At 69.1% G+C, this 21,192-nt stretch carries 19 protein-coding genes and 1 pseudogene; 12 read left to right on the forward strand and 8 right to left on the reverse strand.

The features are described from left to right. Positions 1–113: 113 nt before the first annotated feature. A pseudogene (locus ACFYRY_RS24135) lies at positions 114–1,734 on the forward strand (RICIN domain-containing protein). 78 nt (positions 1,735–1,812) lie between these two features. On the opposite strand, the gene ACFYRY_RS24140 reads toward ACFYRY_RS24135, so the two are convergent. Then, positions 1,813–2,253: a MarR family winged helix-turn-helix transcriptional regulator gene (locus tag ACFYRY_RS24140; RefSeq protein WP_389149192.1), complete on the reverse strand. Its 441-nt coding sequence runs from the start codon at positions 2,251–2,253 to the stop codon at positions 1,813–1,815. Positions 2,254–2,412: 159 nt separating this feature from the next. On the opposite strand from ACFYRY_RS24140, the gene ACFYRY_RS24145 reads away from it, so the two are divergent. From ACFYRY_RS24145 to ACFYRY_RS24165, 5 genes are all read left to right on the forward strand, one after another. Next, positions 2,413–3,510: a substrate-binding domain-containing protein gene (locus ACFYRY_RS24145; RefSeq protein ID WP_389149194.1), complete on the forward strand. Its 1,098-nt coding sequence runs from the start codon at positions 2,413–2,415 to the stop codon at positions 3,508–3,510. Positions 3,511–3,622: 112 nt separating this feature from the next. Beyond that, on the forward strand, positions 3,623–3,904 hold the full coding sequence (locus tag ACFYRY_RS24150) for an FmdB family zinc ribbon protein (protein WP_389149197.1): 282 nt from the start codon (positions 3,623–3,625) through the stop codon (positions 3,902–3,904). A 36-nt stretch (positions 3,905–3,940) separates the two neighbouring features. Continuing rightward, positions 3,941–5,188, forward strand: coding sequence for a formamidase (fmdA, locus tag ACFYRY_RS24155; protein WP_389149200.1), 1,248 nt, complete (start codon positions 3,941–3,943; stop codon positions 5,186–5,188). Positions 5,189–5,234: 46 nt separating this feature from the next. Next, positions 5,235–6,269, forward strand: a complete 1,035-nt coding sequence (locus tag ACFYRY_RS24160) for an alpha/beta fold hydrolase (protein ID WP_389149203.1) — start codon at positions 5,235–5,237, stop codon at positions 6,267–6,269. 2 nt (positions 6,270–6,271) lie between these two features. Next, positions 6,272–6,859: a DUF1097 domain-containing protein gene (locus ACFYRY_RS24165; protein ID WP_389149205.1), complete on the forward strand. Its 588-nt coding sequence runs from the start codon at positions 6,272–6,274 to the stop codon at positions 6,857–6,859. A gap of 78 nt (positions 6,860–6,937) precedes the next feature. Here the strand turns inward: ACFYRY_RS24165 and uidA are convergent, their stop codons facing one another. The 4 genes from uidA to ACFYRY_RS24185 all read right to left on the reverse strand — a co-directional run bounded on the left by uidA (position 6,938) and on the right by ACFYRY_RS24185 (position 11,906). Further along, entirely contained in the window at positions 6,938–8,728 is a 1,791-nt protein-coding gene (gene uidA / locus ACFYRY_RS24170) for a beta-glucuronidase (protein WP_389149208.1), read from the reverse strand. Positions 8,729–8,795: 67 nt separating this feature from the next. Next, the gene (locus ACFYRY_RS24175; RefSeq protein ID WP_389149211.1) at positions 8,796–9,671 is read right to left on the reverse strand and encodes a carbohydrate ABC transporter permease; all 876 of its coding nucleotides are present in this window, start codon (positions 9,669–9,671) and stop codon (positions 8,796–8,798) included. Position 9,672: 1 nt separating this feature from the next. Next, positions 9,673–10,623 carry a carbohydrate ABC transporter permease gene (locus tag ACFYRY_RS24180; protein WP_389149214.1) on the reverse strand — a complete coding sequence of 317 codons (951 nt, stop codon included), beginning with the start codon at positions 10,621–10,623 and terminating at the stop codon, positions 9,673–9,675. Beyond that, positions 10,620–11,906 (reverse strand): sugar ABC transporter substrate-binding protein, encoded by a 1,287-nt coding sequence (locus tag ACFYRY_RS24185; protein ID WP_389149217.1) that lies wholly within the window; start codon positions 11,904–11,906, stop codon positions 10,620–10,622. The genes ACFYRY_RS24180 and ACFYRY_RS24185 overlap by 4 nt, the downstream gene beginning before the upstream one ends. Positions 11,907–12,188: 282 nt before the next feature. On the opposite strand from ACFYRY_RS24185, the gene ACFYRY_RS24190 reads away from it, so the two are divergent. Continuing rightward, positions 12,189–12,815, forward strand: coding sequence for a TetR/AcrR family transcriptional regulator (locus tag ACFYRY_RS24190; RefSeq protein ID WP_389149220.1), 627 nt, complete (start codon positions 12,189–12,191; stop codon positions 12,813–12,815). 91 nt (positions 12,816–12,906) lie between these two features. Here the strand turns inward: ACFYRY_RS24190 and ACFYRY_RS24195 are convergent, their stop codons facing one another. After that, positions 12,907–13,578: a hypothetical protein gene (locus ACFYRY_RS24195; RefSeq protein ID WP_389149222.1), complete on the reverse strand. Its 672-nt coding sequence runs from the start codon at positions 13,576–13,578 to the stop codon at positions 12,907–12,909. 216 nt (positions 13,579–13,794) lie between these two features. On the opposite strand from ACFYRY_RS24195, the gene ACFYRY_RS24200 reads away from it, so the two are divergent. Next, complete coding sequence (locus ACFYRY_RS24200) at positions 13,795–15,327, forward strand: hypothetical protein (RefSeq protein WP_389149225.1); 1,533 nt, start codon at positions 13,795–13,797, stop codon at positions 15,325–15,327. On the opposite strand, the gene ACFYRY_RS24205 is transcribed toward ACFYRY_RS24200, so the two are convergent. Then, on the reverse strand, positions 15,320–15,538 hold the full coding sequence (locus ACFYRY_RS24205) for a hypothetical protein (RefSeq protein WP_389149228.1): 219 nt from the start codon (positions 15,536–15,538) through the stop codon (positions 15,320–15,322). The genes ACFYRY_RS24200 and ACFYRY_RS24205 overlap by 8 nt on opposite strands. Further along, positions 15,522–16,247, reverse strand: a complete 726-nt coding sequence (locus tag ACFYRY_RS24210; RefSeq protein ID WP_389149231.1) for a hypothetical protein — start codon at positions 16,245–16,247, stop codon at positions 15,522–15,524. Before ACFYRY_RS24210 ends, ACFYRY_RS24205 begins: the two co-directional genes overlap by 17 nt. 259 nt (positions 16,248–16,506) lie before the next feature. Between ACFYRY_RS24210 and ACFYRY_RS24215 the strand changes: the two genes are divergently transcribed. The 4 genes from ACFYRY_RS24215 (at position 16,507) to ACFYRY_RS24230 (ending at position 20,968) form a co-directional block, all read left to right on the forward strand. Further along, on the forward strand, positions 16,507–18,039 hold the full coding sequence (locus tag ACFYRY_RS24215; RefSeq protein ID WP_389149233.1) for a glycoside hydrolase family 43 protein: 1,533 nt from the start codon (positions 16,507–16,509) through the stop codon (positions 18,037–18,039). Between the two features lie 158 nt (positions 18,040–18,197). Then, positions 18,198–19,937: a cellulase family glycosylhydrolase gene (locus ACFYRY_RS24220; RefSeq protein WP_389149236.1), complete on the forward strand. Its 1,740-nt coding sequence runs from the start codon at positions 18,198–18,200 to the stop codon at positions 19,935–19,937. Positions 19,938–20,149: 212 nt separating this feature from the next. Continuing rightward, a complete protein-coding gene (locus tag ACFYRY_RS24225; protein WP_389149239.1) occupies positions 20,150–20,350 on the forward strand; it encodes a substrate-binding domain-containing protein in 201 nt (66 codons plus the stop codon). 123 nt (positions 20,351–20,473) lie between these two features. Then, entirely contained in the window at positions 20,474–20,968 is a 495-nt protein-coding gene (locus tag ACFYRY_RS24230; RefSeq protein WP_389149242.1) for a MarR family winged helix-turn-helix transcriptional regulator, read from the forward strand. The last annotated feature ends 224 nt before the right edge of the window (positions 20,969–21,192 follow it).

The raw sequence follows: 21,192 nt of genomic DNA on the forward strand, positions 1-21,192 counted from the left end.
CGGGGGCCGGCGCAGCAACAAGCAGCCGCTCGCTGAAGGGACGTAAGCCCATGCCAAGAACCGGGCACAGACGCTCGACCACGAGACGCCTTCTCCATGGCATCGCCACGTCGTTGCTCTCGCTGACCGTCGTAGCCGGCGCCACCACGGTGCTGGCGACGCCGGCCTCTGCCGCCACCCCCACCCTCACCGTCGACCTGGGCACCAGCACCGGAGCCTTCCGGGGCGGCGCCTCCGGGGCGCTGTACGGCCTGTACGGGCCGGACGTGCCGACGAACAACCTCATCGAGGGGATGGGGCTGCGGACCACCAACACCAAGTACCAGGACGGACAGCAGCATCCCGGTTCGGACGCCCTGGAGATCGCCAAGCCCTTCGTCGACAGCGGCGGCGGGGACGAGTTCATCTACATGACGGACGTGTACCGGGCCACCTACGAACGCACCAGCTACTCGGCCTACCAGGCGACCATGAAGACCCAGGTCGAGCAGGCGATGGCCAGCCCCTACGCGAGCCACATCGTCTTCATCCCCTACAACGAGCCCGACCTGAACTGGTTCAGCGGCATGCGCGGCAACTCGTCGACGCTGGCCGCCTTCAACTCGAGGGCACCACCGGCAACGTCGGCAAGTTCGCCACCTCCGGGCACCAAAGACGTCGGAGGCCTGCGCACGGGTTCGACCACGGTGATCTCCTTCCCCGTCTCCGTCCCCACCACCGGCGACTACGACCTGTCGGTGTTCGGCAACAGCTACGCCAAGGACGCCGACGTCAAGGGCCCGACGAACGACCGGCACCGCGGCCGCCGACACCGGCTACAGCCAGGCCAACGGCGGCGTCGTTACCGGCATCGGCAACAGAACCGCCAACTCCCTCACTCTCGACGTCAACGCGCCCTCGGCCGGCACCTACGCCATGACCATGCGCTACGCCAACGCCGAGGAACTGCCCTCCAACCACTACAACCCCGACCTGTACGCCGAGCACGCCGCCGTCAGCGTCAACGGAGGCACCGCCACCCGCGTCAACTTCGCCAGCACCCTGCACTGGAACCAGTTCGAGGACTACACCGTCCCGGTCACTCTCACCAAGGGTGCCAACACCGTCAGGTTCACCGCCTCACAGCTCTACAACTGGGACGGCACCACCATCGGCGTGGTCTACTCGGGCGGTGGCAGCGACATCGGACAGCCCATGCGCTCCAACTCCGCGCCGCACCTGGACCAGGTGTCCTTCGCGCCCGCGAGCCTGCACATCGGCGCCGCCGCGGCCGGGTTCTCCTCCACGGCGGTCGCCCAGCACAGCGGGCTCTGCCTCGAGGACCCCGGTCGGTCCACCGCCAACGGCACCCAGTACCAGCAGAACCCGTGTGGAAGCGGCCAGGAGCAGGTCTTCGACTTCCACCCCGTCGCCGGCACGACCGACACCTACACCGTCGTCAACCACGTCAGCGGCAAGTGCCTGGACGTCTCGGCCTTCTCGACGGCCGACGGGGCCGCCGTCCAGCAGTGGACCTGCCTCAACGGCACCAACCAGCGCTTCACCCTCCGGGCGGTGACCGCGCTCGGCAACAGCCACGACTACCAGCTCGTCGCCGTGCACAGCGGCAAGTGCGTCGACGTCAGCACCATCTCCACGGCACCCGGTGCCCTCGTCCACCAGTGGACCTGCGACCCGGCGAGCGCCCTGACCACCAAGAAGAACCAGATCTGGCGGCTCAACGGCAAGGACTGACCAGCAGCGGATTTCGCTGAGTCTCCGCGGCAGAGCCGGTGAACGTCACCGACGACGTCACCTGCGGGCTCGGGTCCGTCAGCCCAGCCGCCTCGCGGCCCGTTGCAGCAGCGTCCGCAGCAGGGCCGTCTCCTCGGAGCCGAGGGCCGTCACGATGAGCTCCTGCTCGCGTTCGACCGCCGCCGTCCAGCGGGTCAGCGCCTCGCTGCCCCGCTCCGACGCGAACACCAGGACTCGCCGCCGGTCCGCGTCGTCCACCCGGCGCAGGACGAGATTGAGGGACACCATGCGGTCGACGACCTTGGTCAGGGTCGGTGCGGTCAGCAGGGCCGACTCGGCGACCTCGGTCATCGGATGTCCGGCGCCGTCGCCGAGGAACGACAGCACGCGCCACTCCTCGAGCGTCGCGCCCTCCGCCTTCAGCGCCTCACCGAGCCTTTGGACGACGGAGCGTTCCACGAGCGTGAGGGCTCGCGCCAGGTCGAGTTCGGCTGCGACAGTGGGGGTGGTCGTGGTCATCGCCCTGCCAAGATTCGTGGTGGGTGTGGGGGGCTGCAACGGTCGCTTCGTACGGTCTCGCGCGGCAGACAGGGTACGTCTGAGGCGGTTCCACGATACAGTCATTTCCTTATCGCTGCGAAATATTCTCGTAGCAACGTATCGCTAGTGTGAGCGCCTATGATCGAGAAGGCGTCTGTCCGGCTCGGCTCTCCGGCAGGCCGGACCGGGGACGCGCTGGATGTCGCCCTGGTGGTCCCCCTCCAGGGGCCGGCTGGGATCTTCGGCCCGTCCTGTGAGTGCTGTGCCCAGCTCGCGGCCGAGGAGGTCAACGCCGAGTCCGGCGTGCTGGGCAGGGAGCTGCGACTGTCACTCGTCGACGGTGGCGCACCGCCCGAGCAGGTGGCGAGCGAAGTCGACGCGCTGGTCTCCGGCGGGGTTGTCGACGCGGTGGCCGGCTGGCACATCTCCGCCGTCCGCGAGGTCGTCGCCCCGCGCATCGACGGCCGCGTGCCGTACGTCTACACCGCGCTCTACGAAGGCGGCGAGCGGTCCCCCGGCGTGTTCCTCACGGGCGAGACCCCGGGCCGTCAACTGCGGCCCGCGCTGCGGTGGTTCGCCGGCGAACTCGGCATCCGGCGCTGGACCATCGTCGGCGACGACTACGTCTGGCCCCGCTCCTCCGCCCGCGCCGCCCACCGCTACCTGCGCGAACTCGGCGGCGAGGTCTGCGACGAGATGTACGTTCCGCTCGGCACCAAGGACTTCGGCCCGGTCCTGGCCCGGGTCGCGGCCAGTGACTGCGAGGCCGTCCTCATGCTGCTGATCGGTGACGACGCGGTCCTCTTCAACCGCGCGTTCACCGCCGCCGGCCTTGACCGCGACCACATCCGCTTCAGCTCGCTGATCGAGGAGAACGTCCTGCTGGCGACCGGCCCGGACAACACCCGGGGCCTGATGACCTCGGCCGGGTACTTCGAGGACCTGCCGACCGCGTCCGGCCTCGACTTCGCCGCCGCCTACGGACGCCGGTTCGGGCCCCGGGCCCCGGTCCTCAACAGCCTCGGCGAGTCCTGCTACGAGGGTGTCCGGATGCTCATCGAGCTGCTGCGCCGGGCCAAGACGGTGGACGTGACCCGGATCCAGGCGGCCGCCGAGGGACTCGAGTACGAGTCTCCGCGCGGCACGGTCCGCATCCAGGACCGCCACCTCGAACAGCGTGTGTTCCTCGCCGCGGCCGACGGGCTGCGGTGGGACGTGCTCCAGCAGCTGCCGTAGCCGACATCCCGGCGCGGTCATCCTTTTACATGGACGTAACTTGCCCCACCCTTGCCCAATTGCTTCGGTCGGAAATACTTTTTTCTCGAAGCTTTTGGGAGGTTGGTTGTCCATGGCCACCTATCGATACCACTGCGCCGACTGCGGCCCCTTCGACGTGATCCGTCCGATCGGCCGCGCCCTGTCCGAAGAAGCCTGCGAGGCCTGCGGCGACCAGGCTCGCCGCGTCTTCACCGCTCCGATGCTCAGCCGCACGTCCACTCCGCTGGCCCGCGCCCTGCGCGCCCAGGAAGCCAGCGCCCACGAACCACGCGTCGTCACCGAGGTGCCGCCGTCCCGCCGTCGCCCCGCCCCGCACGCCGATCCCCGGCACGCCCAGTTGCCGAAGCCCTGACCGGCCGCTCGGCCCACCTGTCCTTGGAGGCACCCCATGCCCGACGTCGTCTTCAGCGTCGACCAGGCCATGTCCATGCGCGACCAGAAGGTCCCCGGCCACAACCGCTGGCACCCCGACATCCCGCCCGCCGTCACCGTGAAGCCGGGCTCGGACCTCCGCATCGAGTGCCGCGACTGGACCGACAACCAGATCGGCAACAACGACTCCGCCAACGACGTCCGCGACGTCGACCTCACCCACGCCCACATGCTCAGCGGCCCGATCGCCGTGGAGGGCGCCGAGCCCGGCGACCTGCTGGTCGTCGACATCCTCGACCTGGGCCCCGTACCGCAGGCACAGGGCGAGGGCTCCGGGGAGGGCTGGGGCTACACCGGCGTCTTCGCCAAGAACAACGGCGGCGGCTTCCTCACCGACCGTTTCCCCGACTCGTACAAGGCCGTCTGGGACTTCCACGGCCAGCAGGCCACCTCGCGCCACCTCCCCGGCGTCCGCTACACCGGCATCACCCACCCCGGCCTGTTCGGCACCGCGCCCTCAGCCGAACTGCTGGCCCGCTGGAACGCCCGCGAGCAAGCTCTCATCGACACCGACCCCCATCGCGTGCCGGCCCTCGCCCTGCCCCCGCTCGCCGACAACGCACTGGCCGGAACGGCGGCCGGCGAGGCCGCCTCCCGCATCGCCGCCGAGGGCGCCCGCACGGTCCCGGCCCGCGAGAACGGCGGCAACCACGACATCAAGAACTTCACCCGCGGCTCCCGGGTCTTCTACCCCGTCCTCGTCCCCGGCGCCCTCCTGTCCGGCGGCGACCTGCACTTCAGCCAGGGCGACGGCGAGATCACCTTCTGCGGCGCCATCGAGATGGGAGGCTTCATCGACCTGCACGTCGACCTGATCAAGGGCGGCATGGAGAAGTACGGTGTCACGACCAACCCCATCTTCATGCCGGGCAACGTGGCGCCCCAGTACACCGAGTTCATCTCGTTCGTCGGCATCTCCGTCGACCACGAGACCGACACCAACCACTACCTCGACGCGACGATGGCGTACAAGAACGCCTGCCTCAACGCCGTCGACTACCTCACGACCTTCGGCTACAGCGGCGAGCAGGCCTACCTGTTGCTCGGCTCGGCCCCGATCGAGGGCCGGATCAGCGGCGTCGTGGACATCCCGAACGCGTGCAGCACCCTCTACCTCCCCACGGCGATCTTCGACTTCGACATCCGGCCGACCGCCGAGGGGCCGCGGAAGGCGGACCGCGGCCAGTGCGCCGTCACCTCCTGAAAGCCGTACGAGGCCTCCCGGTTCCGCAACCCTGAAAGGCAGCCCCATGAGCGACCATCTCACCTTCCAGCTGGGTGACTTCACCACCCAGCACGGCGCCACCCTGCGCGGCGCGCACCTCGCCTACACCACCTACGGTGAACTCAACGCCGACAAGTCCAACGTGATCGTCTACCCCACCTGGTACTCCGGGCGGCACTGGGACAACGAGTGGCTCATCGGCTCCGGCATGGCCCTCGACCCGGCCGAGTACTTCATCATCGTCCCGAACATGCTCGGCAACGGCCTGTCCACCTCGCCGAGCAACACCCCGCCACCGTACGACCGGGCCCGCTTCCCGCACATCACGGTGTACGACCAGATCGAGGCCCAGCACAAGCTGGTCACCGAGGAGTTCGGCATCGAGAGGATCGCTCTCGTGACCGGCTGGTCGATGGGCGCGGGGCAGACCTTCCAGTGGGCCGTCAGCTACCCGGAGATGGTCGAGCGGATCGCCCCCTTCTGCGGTTCCCCGCGCACCAGCCTCCACAACAAGGTGTTCCTGGAGGGCGTCAAGGCCGCGCTGACCGCCGACGCGGTCTTCGCCGGCGGCTGGTACGACAAGGAGAAGTGGCCGACCACCGGACTGCGGGCGCTCGCCCGGGTGTACGCGGGATGGGGATTCTCGCAGGCGTTCTACTGGGAGAAGGAGTACGAGAAGCTCGGCTTCACCTCCCTGGAGGACTTCCTGGTCGGCTTCTGGGAGGGCTTCTTCCTCGACGGCCGCGACCCCAACAACCTCCTCGCCATGCTCTGGACCTGGCAGAACGGCGACGTGGGGCTCACCCCGGGATTCAACGGGGACACCGAGGCGGCACTCGGCTCCATCAAGGCGACCACGCTCGACATGCCGGCCGAGAAGGACCTCTACTTCCCGCCGGAGGACGAGGCCTGGGCCGTCAGCCACATCCCGGGCGCCGAACTGCGCGTGATCCCCGGCATCTGGGGTCACTTCGCCGGTGGCGGCAGCAGCCCCAAGGACACCGAGTTCATCGACACGGGCATCAGGGAACTGCTGGCCAAGCCGGGCGGGTTGGCCTAGCCATGAGCACCGTACGAACGGTCCGTACCGGACGCATCAGACTGCCGCACGAGGTCAGCGCCTCGATCGTCGCCTTCGCCACGGTCTTCCTGCTGATGAGCCCGCTCAAGATGCCGACGTGGGCGATCTTCATCACCTGGGCAGGAACGTTCCTTCAGGGGGGTCCGAGCCGCTCCAACGCGATCGCCATGATCACCGCGACCACCACGGGTGCGGGATTCGGGGTGGTGGCCGTGCTGCTCAACCGGGAGACGGGCACGATGTTCGGCACCGGAGCCTTCGCCCAGACCCTGGCACTGGCCGTGGTGATCTTCGTCGTCAACGGCACCCTGCTGGCCACCGGCCGGCTGCGCCCCTTCTCCCTCATCCCGGGCATGTTCTTCGGCTTCGCGTCCGTCTTCGCCACGTACTTCGGCGGCTTCGGCTACGACGCCGGCCATCTGGACGCCGCGTTCGTCAGCGCCGCCGCGATGTGTGCCCTCGGCCCGCTCTGCGCCACCCTCGGACTGCGCTTGATGTTCACCCCGCCGGAGGCCGCGCCCGAACCCGAACCCGCGAAGCAGTACGAGAACGCGGAGGTGACTCCTTAGGTGGTGTCCGCCCAGGCAGGCGGAGTGAGCCATCGCTGAGGGGGGCGGACCGACCACGGCCCGCCCCTCGCAGTCGGTTCAGTCGGTCTTGCGCCAGCGGGTCCGCAGGGTGAAGGCCGCACCCTTGGGCCGGCGTTCACGGGTGAAGACACCCTTCTTGTTCCCGTCCACGCGGAAGACGCCGGGCGCGGTGGCGAAGTCGGCGAAGTTCCAGATCTGCTCGCCGACGACCGCGTCGACCCGGTCGAACACCCGGTGGTACAGGTCGAGGAGCTTGATCTGGTACTCCTCGGTCCACGGGCCGGGCACCACGCTGTGCAGACCCGAGTAGGTGTCCGCGCCGTACTCGGTGATGACGATCGGCTTGTCGTGCTCGGCCCACTGACGCAGCTCCGCCTCCAGGTCCGTCTCGGCCGCCTCCAGGTCATCGGCGCCGAAGTACCAACCGTAGTAACGGTTGAGCAGGACGACGTCGAACAGGTCGGTGACCACGCACTGGTCCGGTGATCCCATCAGCGCGTTGACGTAGGCGACGGGCCGGGTGGGGTCCAGGCGGCGCACCTCCCGCGCCAGCGGCGCGAAGTAGTCGCGTGCCTCCGGCTGCACGTTGTCGGGCTCGTTGGCGACGGACCACAACACGACGCTCGGGTGGTTCTTGTCGCGCGCCACGAGTTCCCTCAGCGCCTGCAGGTGGGTGCGCTGGGCGCTCTCACCCACGGTGTCGGGGGAGAACGTGGACACCGGACTGCCGGACTTGAAGATGCCTCCGCCGATGTTGAGGTTCAGGCCGACGGCCGCGGTCTCGTCGATGACCACCACGCCCTGCCGGTCGGCGTAGTCGAGGACCTCTTCGGCGTAGGGGTAGTGGGAGGTCCGGAACGAGTTCGCGCCGGTCCACTCCAGCAGCGCGAAGTCATGCACCATCAGCACGTCGTCGTGGCCCCGGCCGCGCACCGCGGCGTCCTCGTGTTTTCCGAACCCCTTGAAATAGAAGGGGGTTCCGTTGATCAGGAACTCCTTGCCCCGCACTTCCACGGTGCGCACGCCCACGGGCTGGCGGTAGCTGTCGACGAGTTCGCCGGAGGCGTCCAGCAGCGTGGCCTCGAGTTCGTAGAGGTACCCGTCGCCGGGAGCCCAGGGGTGCACGTCCGGTACCCGCAGGGTGCCCGCCGCGCCGGTGGTCGCGGACACCTGTGCGCCGGAGGCGTCCCGCAGCGACACCCGGATCGACCGGCTCTGGGAGCCCTCGGTGCTGTCCACCCGGTAGGCGATGACACCCGTGGTGTCCTCGAAGCTCGTCGTCACGGTGATGTCGGTGATGTGCGCGGGCGGCGTGGTGTACAGCCAGACCGGCCGGTTCAGGCCCGCGTAGTTGAAGAAGTCATGGAAGTAGCGTTGCACCCGGCGGCCGTCGGCACGTTCCTCGATACGGCCCGGCGGGATCGATTCCCAGGTGAGTTCGTTGTTGACCACGACGGTGACACGGTTCTCGGTTCCTGGCCGCAGATGTGCGGTGACGTCGGCCTCGAACGGGGTGTAGCCGCCCTCGTGCCGAGCGACCTCGGTGTCGTTGACCCAGGCGGTCGCGCGATGCGTCGCGGCGTCGAATCGCAGGACGATCCGCTCCCCCGCCCACCGGTCGGGCACCCAGACACTGGTCTGGTACCACGCGTCACCGACGTGGTCGCGGACCGCCGACTCGGGGAAGATGTCGTTGTAGCTGGCCGGGACCGGGATGTCCGCCGCCCCGGCGAGGGGTTCCCGCCACCAGCCTTCTACGCGGCCGGCTCCCTCTGCGTCCAGCCGGAACCTCCACAAGCCGCCCAGGGAGCGTTGTTCGCGGGTGGGGCCGTCCTGTGGACGAAGCATCGTTGGTTCTCCAGTTCTCCGCGCGTTGCTCGCGCGGCGTTCGAGTCATGGGGAGCGCTGTCGCGCCCTACTTGATGCCGGTGTTGGCGATCCCCTGGACGAAGTGCCTCTGCAGGGCCAGGAAGAGCAGGATGATCGGAGCGACCACCGCTACCGCGCCGGCGAGCAGCAGGCCGTAATTGGTGCTGTTGGCTCCCACGGAGAACAGCGCGAGCGCGACGGGCAAGGTGTAGTGATCGTCGGTCTGCGCGATGACCAGTGGCCACAGGAAGTTGTTCCACTGGCCGAGGAACGTCAGGATCGCAAGGGTCGCCAGAGCGGGACGGGTGAGCGGCAGAATCACCCTGAGGAAGATGCGCATGTCGCCCGCGCCGTCGAGGCGAGCCGCCTCGACCAGCGAATCCGGGATGTCCTGAATGAATTGCCGCATGATGAACACGCCGAACGGTGTCACCAGGAAGGGCAGGATCAATCCGAGGTAGGAGTTGCTCAGCCCCATGTTGCTGACGAGCACGAACAGCGGCACGAATGTGGTGACTCCGGGAATGATCAGCATGGTGAGGACGAGACCGAACAGCTGGCGTTTCCCGGCAAAATCGATCTTCGCGAACGCGTACCCCGCCATCGAGCAGAAGAGCAGGTTCCCCAGCACGCAGGCCAGCGCGACCACGGCACTGTTGACGAAATACAGTGCGAAGTTCTGCTTGGACAGCAGCTGTTCGAAGTTGGCGAAGGTCGGGGACTGTGGCAGCCAGGTACTCGGATGCGCGACGATTTCACCCGTCGGCTTGATCGAACCCAGAAACATCCAGGCGAACGGCGCCAGCGTCACGACGAGACCCGCGGTCAGGGCGCAGTAGAGAAGAACATGGTTGACGGGAAAGCGGCGGCGTGAACCGACTGCCCGGTCTGCCGGCCTCGTCCTAGCAGCGATGAGGGTCATGTCAGGCTTTCGCTCGGAAGATTCGGAATTGGACGACGCTCAGCAGCGCGATAGCCGCCACGAGTACGTACGAGGCAGCGGAAGCCACGCCATAGTTGCCGAAGCCGAATTGCTGGTAGGCGTAGTAACTGATCGAAGTGGTGCTGTCCAAAGGGCCACCGCTCGTCATGACGAACGGCTCTTCGAAGAACTGCAGATAACTGATGCTCAGAAGGACGGCGACGACCAGAGTGGCGGGCCTGAGCAGCGGCAGGGTGACACTGCGGAAGGCGCGCCATCGGGAAGCGCCGTCGATGCGTGCGGCCTCGTGCAGTTCGGCCGGCACCGATTGCAGTCCCGCGAGGAAGATCACCATGGGGATGCCGAAGGTGCGCCACACCGCCATGATGATGAGCGCCGGCATCGACCAGTCGGGGTCGTTCAGCCAGTCCGGCCCGCTGATTCCCACCGCGGAGAGCACGGAGTTGACCACCCCGTCCGGCTTGTAGAGGTACCTCCAGACGACGGCCACCGCCACGATGCTGGTGACCACGGGAGCGAAGTAGGCCACGCGGAAGAAGCCCTTGGCTCGCTGGATACCGGAGTTGAGTGCGACGGCGACGGCGAGCGCGATCACCATCGTCAGGGGGATTCCCACGGCGACGAAATAGAGCGTGTTGAGGCCGGCCCGGACGAACGTGGGATCCGCGAACAGGGTGGCGTAGTTGTCGAAGCCCACGAAGTTGACGTTGAACGGTGTGCGGACGTCCCGGCTGGTGATGTCGGAGACGCTCATCGACAGGGAGGAGAGGACCGGCCAGAGCCCGAAGGCGGCGAACAGCACGACGAACGGGGAGCAGAAGGCCCAGGCGATCAGTGTGCGGCGTCGGCGTTGCGAGGCGATCTGCGACGCCGCCGTCCTTCGCCGGGGAGTGCCCTGGTGCGGAGCGGTTTCCACGGACGCGGACGTCATCGCGGGCCTCCGGTTCCGATCGTCGACGCCTTCGCCTGGATGCTCCGCAGGGCCGCCTTCGGCGAGGAGACTCCCTTGGCCACCTTTTCGGCCTCGGCGTCGACCACCGCGGTGACCTGCTTCCACGTGGTGACGTTCGGGCCCGGCTGCGCGGTGTTGAGCTGGGACCGGAAGACGGCCAGGAAGGGGTCGGTCGCCAGTTCTCCCTGGTTCCAGGACGACTGCACGGCGGGCAGGTCTCCGGAGATGTCGTACCACTGCTTCTGCACGCCGGGCTGGGACATCCAGCGCACGAACTTCCAGGCCCCGTCGCGGTTCTTGGCGTCCTTGAACACGGCCCAGTGACCACCGCCGATGTAGCTCGCGTTGGACTTCGGCCCGGCCGGCAGCGGAGCGATTCCCACCTTGTCACCGACGAAGGACGCCCCACCGGCCGACTTGAGCAGTCCGGTTTCCCACGGGCCGGAGATGAGTGCGGCGGTGGAACCGGCGACGAACTGCGGCTCGATCTCCCCGAGGCTCACCGGGCCGTTCCGGCTGGCGAGTTTCGAGGTGAAGAACGACTGGTAGAACTCCAGCCCCTTGAGCGCCTCGGGGGTGTCGAAGGTGAACCTGGTCCTGTCACCGTTCATGACGCGGGCCCCGGCCTGCCACATGAAGGGCAGCACGCCCTGCCAGCTCGCCGTCGCGCCGGTGGGCAACGAAAGGCCCCACTTGGCGCCCTCCTTCTGGAGCGCCGCGAGGAAGGTGGGGTACTCACTCCACGTCTTCGGCGCGGACACCCCGGCGGCCTGTGCCATGTCCTTGCGGTAGTACAGGGAGCGGGTCTCCACGTACCAGGGGACGGCGTACGCGGCACCGTCGGCGGTGGTGCTCCGGACGGCACCGCTGTAGAAGGCCGACGCGTCGACGAGCTTAGGCGGGACCTGGTCCAGCCCGCCCGTGGCGGCGAAGTTCGGGAGGTCGACGGAGCCCACCAGGGTGGCGTCAGGGGTGTCTCCGGACGCGATCGCCGTCTCCACCTTCTTGGTGTAGTCCTGCCATGGAACCGCCGTGACGTGCACTTTCGCGTCCGGGTTCGTCTTCTTGAAGCCGGCGATGAGCTTGGGCAGGAGCTCACCCTCGGTTCCCATCGCCCATACGGATATGTCGCCGGTGGCCGGCGAGCCGCCAATGGGCGCACCCGCGGAACCCCGGTTGGATCCCTTATCGGCCCGGCCGCAGCCGGTCAGGATCAGCGTGGCGGCCAGACCGCCGACCATTACCTTCGAAAGTTTTGACATGAACACCGTTGCTCGATTCCTCTCCACCCGATCGACGCGTAAGCGGCTCGTCCGCACGCCGTGGTGCAGGTGAGCGAGACCGTACTGCGAAACCCGAACGAGTGCCATACTTTCAACATGAGGAAAAGGGCATCTTCACGGTCGCTGCACCCGCCGGAGCCGTGCACGGCTCATCAGGAGGGCCCGACGAGCGGGGGCGGACAAGCAGGGGTCGAACGGGCGGGTCCGGGAAAGAAGGCGGCGCGGCCGGACTCGGTCACTCACCGCCATAGGGTTGGTGCCATGACTGAAGAGACGGCGGCTCGTCCATCCGCTCGGCGAGGCCCGTACGCCAAGAGCGCACAACGCCGGGCGGACATCGTCAGCTCGGCGACGTCCGTGTTCGCCGCCCGTGGCTACCGGGGCGGGTCGCTGCGCGAGATCGCGAAGCAGCTGGGCCTGAGTCTGACCAGCGTGGTGCATCACTTTCCCAGCAAGAGTGAGCTCCTGGTGGCCGTCCTCGAGAACGCCGACTCCGCCAGCATCCAGTCCTTCGAAGAGGACACCCGCGAAGGCGGCGTGACCTTCGCCGTCCTGCGGTACGTCCGCCGCAACCTCGAACGGCCCGAGATGCTGAGGTTGCTCGCCCTGATGGCCGCCGAAGCCTCGGCTCCGGACCACCCGGCACACGAGTGGTTCCGCAACCGGTACGAGAGGGTCATCGTGGCCCTCGGCGTCGCCGTACGCCGGGACCAGGACAAGGGCCGCATCTCCAACCGCGGGGACGCCGAACGCATCGCGGGCGCCCTCGTCGCGGTGTGGGACGGGCTTCAACTCCAGTGGCTCATCGACCCGAGGCGTGACCTGGTCGCCGGAATGTCGGCCGCGATGGAGGACCTCCTGGGGACTCATGCCCCACGGGACACCTAGGGGGTGTTTCGAGAGCCCCGGTCGGACGTCCCGCGACAGCGGTTCGCGGTGATCGGCCGTACCGACCGCGCGCCCGGCCGGGACGGCCGGCTCAGCGTCCCGGCCGCTTGAAGTGGGCGTAGGGCGGATACGGCTTGAAGCAGATCATCACCTCGAAGGGGTGCCCGCCGCCCGGCGCCTGGACCAGCGCCGGGAGTGCCGACATCAGCACCGAGTGGCCTTCGACGACGCGCTTGTGGCGCGGGCCCCAGCCCGCCGCACAGGAGAAGGCCATGGCGGTCTCGGCGAAGACGTCCCGGCTGCCGAACAGGAAGAACGTCCGGGCGTGGGTGGCGTGCCGCAGCTCGTCCCGGAAGCCTGCCTGCTCCCAGCGCTCTCGCCAGGAGGCGGCGTCCCGGGCGGTGCGGGCCTCGTCGGTGCGGACGGTCAGCGCGGGGCCGTTCACCAACTTGCGCCGCAGATCGGGCCACTTGCTGGGGCGCAGGCCGAGCGTGTGGTGGGCGAGGACGAGGTCGACCCGCTCACCGAACCCCTCGTCGGGCGGGACGCCGTCGCGCAACGGCACGTGGACGATGGTGTGCCGGGAGTAGGCGGCGAAGGAGAACAGGCCGGCGAGCCGGTTCAGCCCGTCGTGGTCGCCGAGCAGCAGACCGATGGGTTCGGGGGCGGTCAGGGAGGTGTGCCGAAGCGGCTGCCGGGGCTGGACGACACGATGCTCGTACGGCCCGGTCCGGAGCCTGAACTGGCGCAGCCTCAGCCGCATTTGACGTACCTCATGGCCTCAGGATCGGGGGCGGCGCGCCTGTTCGGCAACTGGGATTCCGCCCAGCAACGACAGCCGCGCGCTGCCCTGCTGTGGCCGAGCAGTTCCGTGCCGATGTCGCCGCGCACCGCGCCATGGAGGTGCCGGGGGTCGCCGACAACCAGGTGCCGGGTAAATCCTGAGCCGATCGGTCACGGTCCAGGCAGGATGCCTTCTGTGAATCCTCTCCTGTGCGGGCTCGCCGCCAATACGGCTCTTTCGTCCGAGCTGGTCGACCGGCTGATCGCGGTCGCCGACGACGACATCGCCATCAACCTCGACCGCCGGGCGGACCTCAGCCACACACAGGCGGCCGCGTTGTTCGCACGCGTCGAGGAGAGCGGTGTGCCGCTCGCGTACCAGGGCCTGCTGACCCCCGCCGACGTCGATCCCACGGCACAGCCTTTCGTCGCCCTGGCCATGCTCGACGAACAGGCCGGCAGACCGGAGTGGGCGCGTCTCCTCGCGACCAGTCCGGTCCTGACACACCGGGAGAAGCTGGCTGCCTGCCCCGGTCTCCCGGCCGACGTGGTGGAGACGCTCGTCGCGGACCCGGACGTCCGTGTCGTCGCGGAGCTCGCGTGGTGGGCCACACCCGAAGTGGCCGCCACGCTCGCCGGGCATCCGCATGCCGAGGTCCGGCTCGCGGTGGCCGCCAACGAGGCGACGCCACCGGACGTACTGGCGGCGCTCATCACCGGCGAGGGGCTGCCCGCGGCGCGGCGATGCCTGGTCTGCGACCGTGCGGCGACACCGTTCGTGCACGAGCCGGGCTGCCCGAGCCCCGACTGCGAGCTGCGGCCGGGCGCCTCCTGCGACGGGTCCCACGAGTCCACCACGCACGACATACAGCGGGCCGCACTGCACAACCCGGCGACGCCCACCGAAGCCGTCGTCGGCTTCGCGGACCACCCTTCGCTGCTCCTGCGCTGGGCGCTCGCCGACCGCCCGGACCTGCCCCCTCAGGTGTGCGCCCGGCTGGCCGCGGACCCCGCTCCCGGTGTGCGGGCCGACCTCGCCGAGAACCCCGCGATCGGCGACGCCCTGTTCCGCACCCTGGCCGCCGACCACGACCACGACGTGCGGCGCGGGCTCGCGCACAACCCGCGCGTGCCGCTCGACGTGCTGATCCGTGTGGCCGGCGCCACCAGGACCGGCACCACCCTGCTGCCGCGGATCGCCGCCGCGTCTCCCGCCGAGGTTCGGCAGCTGGCCCAGTCGCCGAACCCGGACGCGCGCGTGCTCCTGGCCCAGCGACGCGATCTGCCGCCTGAGATCCGCGACGCGCTGGCCTGCGACGCCGACGCGAAAGTGGCCAAGTCCATCGCTCCGCACCCGGGCCTCAGTGAGGCGCGGCTGCGCGCCATGGTCGACCGACACGGAGTCCAGGTCCTTACCGGGGTGGCGACCAATCCGGACGCGAGCCCGGCACTGCTGGAGGACCTGACCCGGCACGAACCCGGCGCGCGGAAGGCGCTCCGCGAGATCGCACGGCACCGAAACGCCACGGCGCGAGCTCTGCTCGCCTGCTTGACGGACCCTCGGGCGAGGCACCTGGCCGCCGGCCATCCGGCACTGCCGCCGACGGTGATCGTGGAACTCCTCGACGACGCCGACGGGCAGGTGGTGGAAGCAGCGGCAGCCAACCCGTCCCTGCCACCGGCCGTGGCGGCGGACCTGGTGCACCGGCTGCCGTCAGGTGTCATCTGACGGGGGTGGCCAGCCGTTCGACCTCCCGCGAAGCGTCCTGTGCCGCTCGTTCGGCCCGGGCCACAGCGTCAGCCGCCGCCCGGCACCGTTTCTCAGCCGCCCGCTGTTCCTGCTCGGCCTTCTGAGACTCCTCGCGTGCCTGCCGCAGCTGGTCCTCGGCCGCGGCCACCCGCTGACGGGCCTGGTCGCGCCGGTCACGGGCCTGCGCCATCGACGCGTCGGCCTCCTCTTGTTCGGCGCGCTGCTGACGAAGCCGCTGGTCGGCGGTTCTGGCGGCCTTGCGGGCCAGGGTGAGTTGTTCCTGCCTCTGGCGGCGACGTTGGGGGAGTTCTTTCCTTCGCCCGCGCCCCCGACGACCGCGGGGCGGTCGGCGCTCGGGTCGGTTTCTGCGGCGCGCCGGTGGCGGCGGCGCTGGACGGAAAGTCCGCGGGCGGGGTGAGGGCGCTCTGCAGTCGGCCGGTGGCCCATCGGTCCGCCGCGTCCTGATCGGCGAGCACGGCCTGCAGCGTGGATGCGACTTCCTGTTGCGCCGCGTCCGACAGCGGATGACCAGCTTCGCGGGCGAGTGCGGCGGCCTGCCGGGACAGGGTGGAGACGATGCTCCGGCGCTGTTCGGACAGGTTTTTGACGCCGTCCGCGTCCAGGGTGCGGTATGCCTCGCGCAGCGCCCGCCCCAGTTCAAGGAACCGTCGGCTCGCGACCGGCTGGGAGCGCAGCAGCACGTTCGCTGCCCAGGCCGCGAGCGTGGGCCTGCGAGCGGCATGGATCAGGCGGGCATCGTCCACCCGCCCTTCCGTCCTGGCCTGGGCGGCAAGCTCCTCCCGGCGGGGTACGAAATCGGGTGGCGGCGTCGCGTAGAGGTCGTCCAGAAGCCTCTCCGCGTCGCGCCCTCCGCTGTCCCGCACGCCCTTACGGTTCATGACCATCAGATTCCACCGGGGCGGTCCATCACGCACCTCGGAAGCCTGTGTCGAAGCGCTTCGATTCGAGCGATCGACAAACGCCGGGCAAGGCTGCCCACAAGGGAACGACCAGAGACTTTTTGACCCTCACGCTGCTTAAAATCCCCTACTTCATAGCCCATTGACACAGGGCAACCGACGTGGAACCTTTCGAAGCGCTTCAACACAAACGGTTCCCTGTGGCGCACTTCTCCCGACCACACCCCTCAGGACGGACATGGCGTTCTTCGGCAACCCCGTCATACCCGGCTTCAGCCCCGATCCGAGCATCTGCCGGGCCGGTGACGACTACTACGTGGCCACGTCGAGTTTCGAGTACGTGCCAGGCGTACCGATCTGGCACAGTCGCGACCTGGTGCACTGGCGCCTGATCACCAACGCCCTGGACCGGTCCTCCCAGCTCGCGCTGTCCGACACGGCGCCCTCCTCCACAGGGGTGTACGCGCCCACACTGCGCCACCACGACGGACGCTTCTGGCTGATCACGACCGTGGTCGCCGGAGCGGGCACCGTCCTGGTGACCGCCGAGGACCCCGCCGGCCCGTGGTCGGACCCGGTGCCGGTCGACGTACCGGGCATCGACCCCGACCTCGCCTGGGAGGAGGACGGGACCTGTTGGTGCGTGTTCTCCTCGGGTGGCATCCGCGGGGTCCGCATCGACCCGAAGTCCGGCGAACTGCTCGGAGAGCCGGTGCCGATGTGGTCGGGCAGCGGACTGCAGTATCCCGAGGGGCCGCACCTGTACCGGATCGGCGACTGGTGGTACCTGCTGCTGTCGGAGGGCGGCACCGAACGCGGCCACGCGCTGTCGGTGGCCCGGGCCCGTTCGCTGCCGGGGCCGTTCGAACCGCACCCGGCCAACCCGGTGCTGTCCCACCGCAGTACCGACCATCCGGTGCAGAACACCGGCCACGGCGACCTGGTGCGGGCGGGCGACGGCACGTGGTGGATGGTGCTGCTGGGCACCAGGCCGCGCGGCGACACCCCCGGGTATCACGGCATGGGCCGGGAGACGTTCCTGGCGCCGGTGCGGTGGGAGGACGAATGGCCGCTGCCCGGACCGCTGGAACTGCGTGCGCAGGCCCCGGCACTGCCACCGCACCCCTGGCCGCAGGAACCGGACCTGGACGACTTCGACTCCCCCGCGCTCGCGCCGAGTTGGGTGTCGCCGCGACGGCACGACCCCGAGGCCGTACGTCTCGACGAGCGGCCGGGGCACCTGGTGCTGCGCGCCCGCGCCGACAGCCTCGACACGCCCGGCGCACTCTTCGTCGGACGAAGGCAGCGCGACGCCGACTGCACCGCACGCACTCTCGTCGAGGTCACCGACGGCGGCCGGGGCGGACTCGCGGTGCGGCTGGACGAGGCACACCACTACGAGGTGGAGGTGAGTGACGGCATGGTCCGGGCGATCGCCAGGATCGGCCCGCTGCGCCACGCGGTCGCCGAACGGGCGGTGCCCTCCGGCCCGGTGAGGCTCCGGATCGACGTCACGACCTCGGATGTCCTGCCACCCACGGTCACCTCCCGCACCCCGGGGTCCACTCCCCCGCCCGGCCTGCGCGTCGGAGGCCCCGACACCCTCCGCCTGGGGTACGAGGCGGAGGGCGGCGACTTCGAGGTCCTCGCCGAACTCGACGGCCGCTACCTCACCACCGAGGTCGCCGGCGGCTTCACCGGCCGGGTCTTCGGCATGTACGCCACGCGGGGAAGCGCGGCCTTCGACTGGTTCGAGTTGCGGCCCGCCTGACGGAACTACCTACCGACGTGATGGACACCTTTTCCCTTTCGAGGGGGACGGTTTCCTCCGCCGAAGGTTCGACCCGTGAGGGTCGCGAGTCGACTCCGGCTCCAACTCGGTACCTCCCGCAAGCCCTTCGCTGTCCCCCACCGTGAAAGGCGCACCTGATGACGAGACTGGCCGCACTCCTTGCCCGGCGACGCGGATCCTCCCGGCCCGTCCGGCGGCTCGCGGCGTTCGCCCTGGCGATCGTCCTGCTCCCCCTGGCTCCGACCGCCGCACACGCCGATACGCCGTCGTCGGCGTCGGCCGGTACCCCCGCGGCCCGAAGCGCGGTGGCTGCCATGCAGCCCGGCTGGAACCTGGGCAACACCTACGACGCCATCCCGGACGAGACGTCCTGGGGCAACCCGCCCGTGACCCAGGCACTTCTGAAGAAGGTCAAGTCGCAGGGGTTCAGGAGCATCCGGCTCCCCGTCACCTGGGGCACCCACCAGGGCGCGGCGCCGGACTACCCGATCGACGCGACCTGGATGGCGAAGGTCAGGCAGGTCGTCGACTGGGCTCAGGCCGAGGGCCTGTACGTCCTGCTCAACATGCACCACGACTCGTGGATGTGGGTCAACCAACTGCCCGCCGACCATGACGCCGTCCTCGCCCGGTACGACGCGACCTGGACCCAGATCGCTGCGGCGTTCCGCGACACCTCACCCAAGGTGGTCTTCGAGAGCATCAACGAGCCGACGTTCAGCGGCACTTCGGGCGACGAGGAGAACTACCGGCTGCTCAAAGAGCTCAACAGCGAGTTGCACCGGATCGTCCGCGCGTCCGGCGGCAGGAACGCCACCCGGCTGCTCGTACTGCCCACCCTCTACACCAACGCGGACCAGTCACGGCTGGACGCGCTGGCCGCCGAACTGACCGCCCTGAACGACCCCATGGTGGCCACGACCATCCACTTCTACGGGTTCTGGCCCTTCAGCGTGAACATCGCCGGGTACACCCGCTTCGACGCCACCTCGGAGCAGGACCTCACCGGCACCTTCGACCGGGCCTACAACACCTTCGTCGCGCACGGCATCCCGGTCATCATCGGCGAGTACGCCCTGCTCGCCTACGACCACAACCGCCCCGGCATCATCGAGCGGGGCGAGCAGCTCAAGTACTTCGAGTTCCTCGGCGACTACGCCCGTCGGCGCAAGCTCACCACCATGCTGTGGGACGCCGGGCAGTTCCTGAACCGCACCACTCTGCAGTGGCGCGACCCGGAGCTGTTCGCCCAGATCAAGTCGAGCTGGAGCACCCGTTCCGGAACCGCCTCCAGCGACCAGGTGTTCCTGTCGAAGTCGAGCGCCATCACCAGCCAGACGCTCACCCTGAACTCCAACGGAACCAACTTCCAAGGACTGTGGCACGCGGGTCGTGAACTGGCCGAAGGCACCGACTACACGGTGTCCGGCGACCGGCTCACCCTGACCGCCGCCGCCCTCACCAGGCTGGCCGGAGAGCGTGCGTACGGAGTCAATGCCACCCTGGAGGCCAGGTTCTCCCGGGGTGTTCCGTGGCGGATCGACGTGATCACGTACGACACCCCGGTGCTGTCGGACGCCGACGGAAGCACCGGCGCCTTCGCCGTTCCCACCCGGTTCCGCGGTGACGTCCTCGCCACGATGGAGGCCCGGTACGAGGACGGAAGCAACGCGGGCCCGGCCGACTGGACCCCCTACCAGCAGTGGGACACCGCCTTCTCGGCGTACACCGGCGACGCCATCAAACTGACCCCCGAGTTCTTCAACGCGGTCAAGGACGGCTCGCGCGTCACCCTCACCTTCCACTTCTGGAGCGGCGCCACGGTGACCTACCAGGTCACCAAGTCCGGCACCTCGGTGACCGGCAAGGCCACCTGACCACACCCGCGCGGGCGCACCCGGCCGGCCGGAATCCTCTCGCGGATCCCGACCGGCCTCGGCGTGCCCCTGAGCGTGCCTCGATCAGCGAAGCTCGGCGGTGATGCGGTACCGACCGGACGTCAAACGGCAGACGTACAGGCCATCGGAGTAGCTGACGAAGCGCGCGCCCTCCGCTCCTGCCAACGGGGTTCGTCCTTCACCACATCTCGGTGGCCGGCTACGACAACACCGCGTTCGCCGCGCTCGGCCCCATCTCGCTGACCAGCGTCGACCAGGCGGGCCACGAGCTCGGCGCGCATGCCGCCCGTCTCCTTCTCGACCGGATCGCCGACCGGCGCAGACCCTCGGTCCAGGTCACCTTGTCCCCCGCCCTGGTGCCGCGCCGGTCAACCGGTCGGCCGGCGCCATAGGCCGGCGCCGTAGCCCGGCGGCACCGGCCGGGCAGGCACCGTCAACTGTTGACCGGACGCGAGGACCACGTCAGGGCATGATCGGTACGGTGACACCCGGGACGACGAAGGGGCGGCGAGACCGTGGGCGAGCAGGCGGGGATCAATACGGCGAAAGAGGCCGCGGACCACAAGCTGATCCTGGCGTTCGGACGGCTGCAGGGGGCGGCCAACCGGCTGGAGTACATCCTCGGTCGGGCGCTCGAGGAGGAGTGCGGGATCAGTCATCTAATGTTCGAGGTGTTGCTGATTCTCGGGCGGGCGGGCGCGCCTGGCCTTCCGATGCGGGCCATCGCCCAGGAGCAGGTCCTGACCACGGGCGGCGCCACCCGGCTCGTGGACCGCATGGAGGCGGCGGGACTCGTGACACGCGCCGAGTCCCCGGACGACCGGCGCGGAAGGCTGGTGCGGCTCACCGAGCTGGGCGAGACGACGACCGTGCGCGCTTCCCGGGTGCACCTGGAGAACATCGAGCGGTACCTCGTACAGCCCCTCCCGCCCGAGGACCGCGAGCGGTTCGCGGAGGATCTTCGCATTCTCAGCCACACGGCTCGGGATCTGTTGCCCCGCCTGCCCTGACCTGCGCCCCGTCGACGTTCGGAGCCAATGACGTCAGCCACGAGCCTGTGGCCCACGTCACACTCCTCGAGAAATATCTGACATGTCAGTTACTGTTCTGTCAGGTGATTCCTCCATGGATGTGGTCTCCGGCGGCCTCTTCCCGAGGAACGCCTGTCCCGATGAGCCCGGGTGACACCGCCTTCCCCACCCTCCTCCCCCGGCGTCCCCGCCCCGTCCTGATC

The organism is Streptomyces sp. NPDC005263, assembly GCF_042872365.1.
Lineage (GTDB): Bacteria > Actinomycetota > Actinomycetes > Streptomycetales > Streptomycetaceae > Streptomyces.

What these genes read in the sequence shown, in the direction of transcription:
- ACFYRY_RS24140 (WP_389149192.1), bottom strand. Translation starts at nt 2,253, where the DNA reads ATGACCACGACCACCCCCACTGTCGCAGCCGAACTCGACCTGGCGCGA.
- ACFYRY_RS24145 (WP_389149194.1), top strand. Translation starts at nt 2,413, where the DNA reads ATGATCGAGAAGGCGTCTGTCCGGCTCGGCTCTCCGGCAGGCCGGACC.
- ACFYRY_RS24150 (WP_389149197.1), top strand. Translation starts at nt 3,623, where the DNA reads ATGGCCACCTATCGATACCACTGCGCCGACTGCGGCCCCTTCGACGTG.
- fmdA (WP_389149200.1), top strand. Translation starts at nt 3,941, where the DNA reads ATGCCCGACGTCGTCTTCAGCGTCGACCAGGCCATGTCCATGCGCGAC.
- ACFYRY_RS24160 (WP_389149203.1), top strand. Translation starts at nt 5,235, where the DNA reads ATGAGCGACCATCTCACCTTCCAGCTGGGTGACTTCACCACCCAGCAC.
- ACFYRY_RS24165 (WP_389149205.1), top strand. Translation starts at nt 6,272, where the DNA reads ATGAGCACCGTACGAACGGTCCGTACCGGACGCATCAGACTGCCGCAC.
- uidA (WP_389149208.1), bottom strand. Translation starts at nt 8,728, where the DNA reads ATGCTTCGTCCACAGGACGGCCCCACCCGCGAACAACGCTCCCTGGGC.
- ACFYRY_RS24175 (WP_389149211.1), bottom strand. Translation starts at nt 9,671, where the DNA reads ATGACCCTCATCGCTGCTAGGACGAGGCCGGCAGACCGGGCAGTCGGT.
- ACFYRY_RS24180 (WP_389149214.1), bottom strand. Translation starts at nt 10,623, where the DNA reads ATGACGTCCGCGTCCGTGGAAACCGCTCCGCACCAGGGCACTCCCCGG.
- ACFYRY_RS24185 (WP_389149217.1), bottom strand. Translation starts at nt 11,906, where the DNA reads ATGTCAAAACTTTCGAAGGTAATGGTCGGCGGTCTGGCCGCCACGCTG.
- ACFYRY_RS24190 (WP_389149220.1), top strand. Translation starts at nt 12,189, where the DNA reads ATGACTGAAGAGACGGCGGCTCGTCCATCCGCTCGGCGAGGCCCGTAC.
- ACFYRY_RS24195 (WP_389149222.1), bottom strand. Translation starts at nt 13,578, where the DNA reads ATGCGGCTGAGGCTGCGCCAGTTCAGGCTCCGGACCGGGCCGTACGAG.
- ACFYRY_RS24205 (WP_389149228.1), bottom strand. Translation starts at nt 15,538, where the DNA reads ATGGCGCAGGCCCGTGACCGGCGCGACCAGGCCCGTCAGCGGGTGGCC.
- ACFYRY_RS24210 (WP_389149231.1), bottom strand. Translation starts at nt 16,247, where the DNA reads ATGAACCGTAAGGGCGTGCGGGACAGCGGAGGGCGCGACGCGGAGAGG.
- ACFYRY_RS24215 (WP_389149233.1), top strand. Translation starts at nt 16,507, where the DNA reads ATGGCGTTCTTCGGCAACCCCGTCATACCCGGCTTCAGCCCCGATCCG.
- ACFYRY_RS24220 (WP_389149236.1), top strand. Translation starts at nt 18,198, where the DNA reads ATGACGAGACTGGCCGCACTCCTTGCCCGGCGACGCGGATCCTCCCGG.